We start from the raw sequence: 4,780 nt of genomic DNA, 5'->3' as shown, positions 1-4,780 counted from the left end.
AGCCGGCGCTGATCGCGGCGACGCGTTCGGCGTCCGCGCGCGCCTGGGCGCCGGTGCGGGCGGCGGACGCGGGCACGATCGCGGCGACCGGCCGGGGATCGCCGTCGCGGGTGACGACTGTGACGGTGTCGGTCAGCTCGGCCAGGGAGACGAGCTGGGTGAGCCGGGTGCGGACCTCGCGCAGCGGCAGGGCGCGCGGCTGGGGGGACCGGTCGGCCAGTGCGGGGACAGCCATGGACAGATGTTCACGTCCGGGTACGACAATTTCGGCGGTCAGCCGGTCCACTCCGGCGCCAGCACGGACCAGACCTCCAGGTCGGCGCGGCCGTCGGGCGTCGGTGCGGCGCCGCGCATGACGCCGTCGCGGCTCATGCCGAGCCGCCGCGCCACGGCGACGCTACGGTCGTTGCCGGCCTTCGTGACCCACTCGACGCGGTGGATGCCGCGCTCCCGCACCGCCCAGTCGATGACGAAGCGGGCGGCGCGGGTGACCAGGCCCTGCCCCTCGGCGCCGGGTTCCAGCCAGCAGCCCGCCTCGCACACCCCGCGTTCGGTGCTCAGCGACACGAACAGCACGCCACCGACGAGCGTGCCGCGCTGCCAGATGCCCCAGATGCCGCCGTCGTCGCGGGCCCACCGGTCGGCGTACGCCTGGAGGACCTTGCGGGCCGACGCGGCGTCGGTGGCGACGAAGGACGCGCCGACCCAGGGCGAGATGTGGTCGCGGCAGCGGTCGAGGTTGGCCAGGAACTCGTCGGCGTGCCAGGGCGACAGTGGACGCAGCTCGGCGTCGTCGGTGAGGGCGTGGGCGAACATCCGAGGAAGCTAGCAGGACCGTCCCACTTTTGTCGGTCGGTCCCTCTACGGTCTGCGCCGTGAACGCCGTCCAGACGTACCGATACCTTCAGCCGTCCGCGCTGCGCGCCGCCGGTCTCGATCTGCAGACCTGCGGCGGCCCGGCGGCCAACCCGCGCTTCTTCGCCGGGTTCCTCACCGCCGCGGCCGCGTCGGCGGCCGGGCTGCTCGCCGTCGCCGAGGTGGCCCGCACCCGCTACCACCAGCCGGTCAACCCGGCCAGCCTGGACCCGGTGGTGACCGGCAGCCGCGGTCGCCTGCGGTTCGAGTCGTTCTCCGGCTGCTGCGGGGTGTACGCGCGGATGGACGTGCTGCCGGCCGGGCTGGACGGGGAGATCAGCGGCCACGGCACCACTAACGTGGATGTGAACCCGCCGCTGCGGGAGGCGCTGGCCCGGGTGGGTGGCATCGAGCCGCTGCACGTGGCGGTCGGCCCGGACGACCTGACGGTCTCCACCATGGACGGCTCGGTGGTCGAGCGGAAGGTGCCGCTGCCCGGCCGCTGGCTGCGCGGCTTCGCCGAGGTGCACGTGCTCACCGCCGGCTTCGAGCCGCGCGCCGAGATCGCGGCGGCGGAGGCGGCGGCGTTCCTGCGCCGGCTGCCTGCCGCGAACGACCGCAGTGTGCTGTGGGCGGTGCCCGCCGGGCGTACTCTGCGGCTGACCTCCCGCCCGGTGCCGGGCGCTGTCTGCCTGGCCGGCGCGGGCCGGCTCGCGGCGCTGCGCGGCGTGCTGCGCCACGCGCGCACCCTGCGGGTGTACGGCCCGGCGGTGCGCGCCGGGTCGCCGGCCGTGCCGAGCACCTGGGAGCTGGACACAGGGGCGCTGCGGGTGTCGCTGACGCTGTCCCCCGAGCCGTACCGGGGGTTCTCCGGTGAGGGCGCCGCACTGGCGGCGCTCGCCGGTGACGACGTGGTCGACGACGCGGAGCTGGTGGGCGCGCTGCTCAACTGGGATCCGGCGATCGACGTGGCCGCGCTGGCCGACGCCGCCGCGCTGCCCGACGAGCGGGTGCGGGCCGCGCTCGCCCAGCTGGGCACCGCCGGGCGGGTCGGGTACGACGTGGCGGACGGGGCGTACTTCCACCGGGTGATGCCCTATGACGCGGGCCGCGCGGAGCGGGACAACCCACGGCTGGTCGGCGCGCGGGCGCTGGTCGAGCGCGGCGCAGTCGAGCGCGACGGCGAGGACGCGACGGTCCGCACCGACGCCGAGACCTACCGGGTACGACGGCACCCGGACGGCGCGTACTCCTGTTCCTGCCGCTGGTGGGCGCGGCACCGCGGGCAGCGGGGGCCGTGCCGGCACGCGCTGGCGGTGTCGATGGTCGCGGCGCCGGTGGGGGCGCTGTCGTGACCGGCTTCGTCGAGGCGGTGGTGCACGGCCGGATGTCGCAGGTCCGGTCGGCCCTGGCCGGGTTGGACGAGCCAGCCCGGCGGGCGCTCGGCGACGAGCTGGTCGCCGATGTGCGCCGCAGGCGGGACGCCTGGTGGTGGCAGGGCGAGGCGGCGACGCTGGCGGTCGCAGCGGTGGGCACGCTGAGCACGCCGACGAAGGTGGCCGCGCTGCTCGGCCGCCGTTCGGTCTGGCTGAGCGGCGTCGACGCGGCGCCGGTGGTCGACGTCGCCCGGGAGCGCGGGGTGACCTGGCTGCCCGACGTGGCGTACAAGCTGGCCGACCGGCTGCCCCGGGACCGGATGGTCGCGGGCTGGCGGTTCGTCGCCGGCCTCCTGCTGGCCGAGAAGGCGCCGCCGCCGACCGCTGACGACTTCGTGCGTGGCTGGGCCGCGGCGCAGGGCTGGCCGGATCCGCGCGGGACGCGCCTGCCGACTGTGGACCGGCTGCGCGCGGACCCGTTCCTCGACGCGCTGTTGCCGCGCCTGTTCGAGGTGGACGGCGTGGGCACCGAACTGGCCCGCGGCGACGGCGCGGGCACGGACTCGGATGCGCTGCCCCGGGCGCTGGTGGCGCTGGCGGCGGAGGGCCGGCTCGACCGGGCGGTCCTGCTCAACGGCGTCCTCGGCCGGCTGCTGCGCGGCGACCGCCCGGACGCACTGCGCCCGTTCCTGGTCCTGCACGACCTGCTGGCACCGACCCCGGACGAGGTGGCGGTGCGGTCGAGCGCCTATCTGCGGCTGCTCGCCGACGGTCCCGGGCCGGTGGCCCGCGCCGCCCAGCGGACGCTGCGGCAGGCCGGTGACGCCGCCGAGCCGGAGGCGCTGTGGGAGGCCGCCCGGACGGTGCTGGCCCGGCCGGAGAAGGCACTGGTCCGGGCGCAGGTGTCCTGGCTCGACCGGCTGGCCCGGCAGCACCCGGACCAGGCTGCGGAGATCGGCGCGGTGCTCGCCGTGGCGGCTGGCCATCCCGACGCCGGCCTGCGCGAGCGGGCGCTGGCGCTGGCGGCGCGCCACGGTCACCGGCCGGTGGCCTTGGCCACTGTGGCCGAGGCCCGCGACGACCTGCCGCCGCCGCTGCCGGCGGCGGCCGCGCCGCCGCCGATCCAGAACGTGGACGAACTGGTGGAGGAGATCGCGGCGTCGCTCGGCCGGCGCTGGCCCGCGCTGACGGCGGAACGCGTCATGGACGGCCTGGTCCGGCTCGGCACCGCCGACCGCGAGCGGCTCGCGGCGGCGCTGCTGCCTGTGGTACGCCGCGAGCAGGTCGGCGCGTACGACCATCCCTGGTCGGTGTTCAACATCTCGATCCAGATGCACGGGCTCCTGCTGGCCGTCTGCGGCGACGCCGAGGCGGCGACCCGCCGCGACCAGTGGAGCACGCTGCTGACCGAGTCCCGCCCACGCGCGCCGCTGCCGTTCCGGGGTGGTCCGCCGGTGCCGGCCACACGCCGGCCCGCGCCCGTCCAGCTCGCCTGCGCCCGCCTGGCCGAGATCGGGCAGCGGCTGGACGGCCGCGACGACCCGGGCCTGCTGTCCACGCCGACCTCGGTCACCGGGGCGATCGAGCCGGTGGCGCTCTACGAACGGCTGGCCGCGCTGGGTGACCGTCCGGTGTGGCGCTGGGATCTCGCGCAGGCCCTGCTGCGCCTGCCGGCCGGCGTCGACGGGCCACTTGCCGAACGTGCCGCGGCGCTGCGCACGCCGGCCGGCGACGAGCTGGCCCGCTGGCTGCGCGGCGCCGCCGTGCCGGCCCCGGCGCAGCAGGTGGTGACGGTGGGCCGGAGGGCGCGGTCGGCCGGGTACGACTGGGGCTACGACCGGCTACCCGAGGGCCGGACGCTCGTCGCGCTCACCCCGCCGGACGGCGTCGAGGACCGGCTCGGCCTGCTCACCCTGACCCCCACGCCGATCGGCCGGTGGACCGACGGCTGGGGTGACGTCTGGCCGGCCGTCCTGCCCGGGCACCGGGGCGTGGTCGCCGCCCACCTGCTGCCCGAGGTGGCCGGCGCGGCGCAGGAGGACACCCTCGGGCACGCCGCCGCCCTGCCGGTGCTGGCCGAGTGCACGGGCGCGGGCGGACCGGCCCTCGACCTCGCGCTGGCCTACGGGTTGTGCGCCCGCCACGAGGCGGACCGGGTGGCCGCGCTCGACGCGGTGCTGATCCTGGCCGCCGCCGGTGACCTGGACGCGCCGGCGACCGGCGGGCACCTCGGCACGCTGGCGGCCGGCGGGCAGGTGACGCTGACCCGGGCGGTCACGCCGCTGCGCGACGCGGTGGCGGCGGGTGCTCCGCTGAGCGTGTGGCGGCTGCTCGCCGCGGCGTTGCCGCCGTTGCTGACCGCGCCGACGCCGCCCCGGGGCACGCCGGACCTGCTGGCGGTGGCAGCGGAAGCGGCGACCGCGACGGGTGTCCGGATCGAGGTACCCGGACTGGCCGACGTGGTGGCGCGGGGCGGCGGCAGCCGACTGGTCGCCGAGGCCCGCCGGCTCGCCGCCACCCTGGCCGCCTGAACCGGGGCCGCACCGTCC

The 4,780-nt window shown here is 77.5% G+C and carries 3 protein-coding genes and 1 pseudogene; 2 read left to right on the top strand and 2 right to left on the bottom strand.

From position 1 onward, the window contains the following. A pseudogene (locus AC2CHG_RS30025) lies at positions 1–235 on the bottom strand (type II toxin-antitoxin system Phd/YefM family antitoxin); the annotation flags it as partial. Positions 236–273: 38 nt separating this feature from the next. After that, entirely contained in the window at positions 274–816 is a 543-nt protein-coding gene (locus AC2CHG_RS30020; RefSeq protein WP_194799155.1) for a GNAT family N-acetyltransferase, read from the bottom strand. A gap of 59 nt (positions 817–875) precedes the next feature. On the opposite strand from AC2CHG_RS30020, the gene AC2CHG_RS30015 reads away from it, so the two are divergent. Together AC2CHG_RS30015 and AC2CHG_RS30010 are read left to right on the top strand one after the other, a co-directional pair. Beyond that, positions 876–2,210, top strand: a complete 1,335-nt coding sequence (locus AC2CHG_RS30015) for an SWIM zinc finger family protein (protein WP_262011839.1) — start codon at positions 876–878, stop codon at positions 2,208–2,210. After that, positions 2,207–4,762 (top strand): hypothetical protein, encoded by a 2,556-nt coding sequence (locus AC2CHG_RS30010; protein WP_357208978.1) that lies wholly within the window; start codon positions 2,207–2,209, stop codon positions 4,760–4,762. The genes AC2CHG_RS30015 and AC2CHG_RS30010 overlap by 4 nt, the downstream gene beginning before the upstream one ends. The last annotated feature ends 18 nt before the right edge of the window (positions 4,763–4,780 follow it).

This window comes from Micromonospora sp. ATLC20 (genome assembly GCF_057196585.1).
This window is presented reverse-complemented; position numbering and strand designations above follow the sequence as displayed.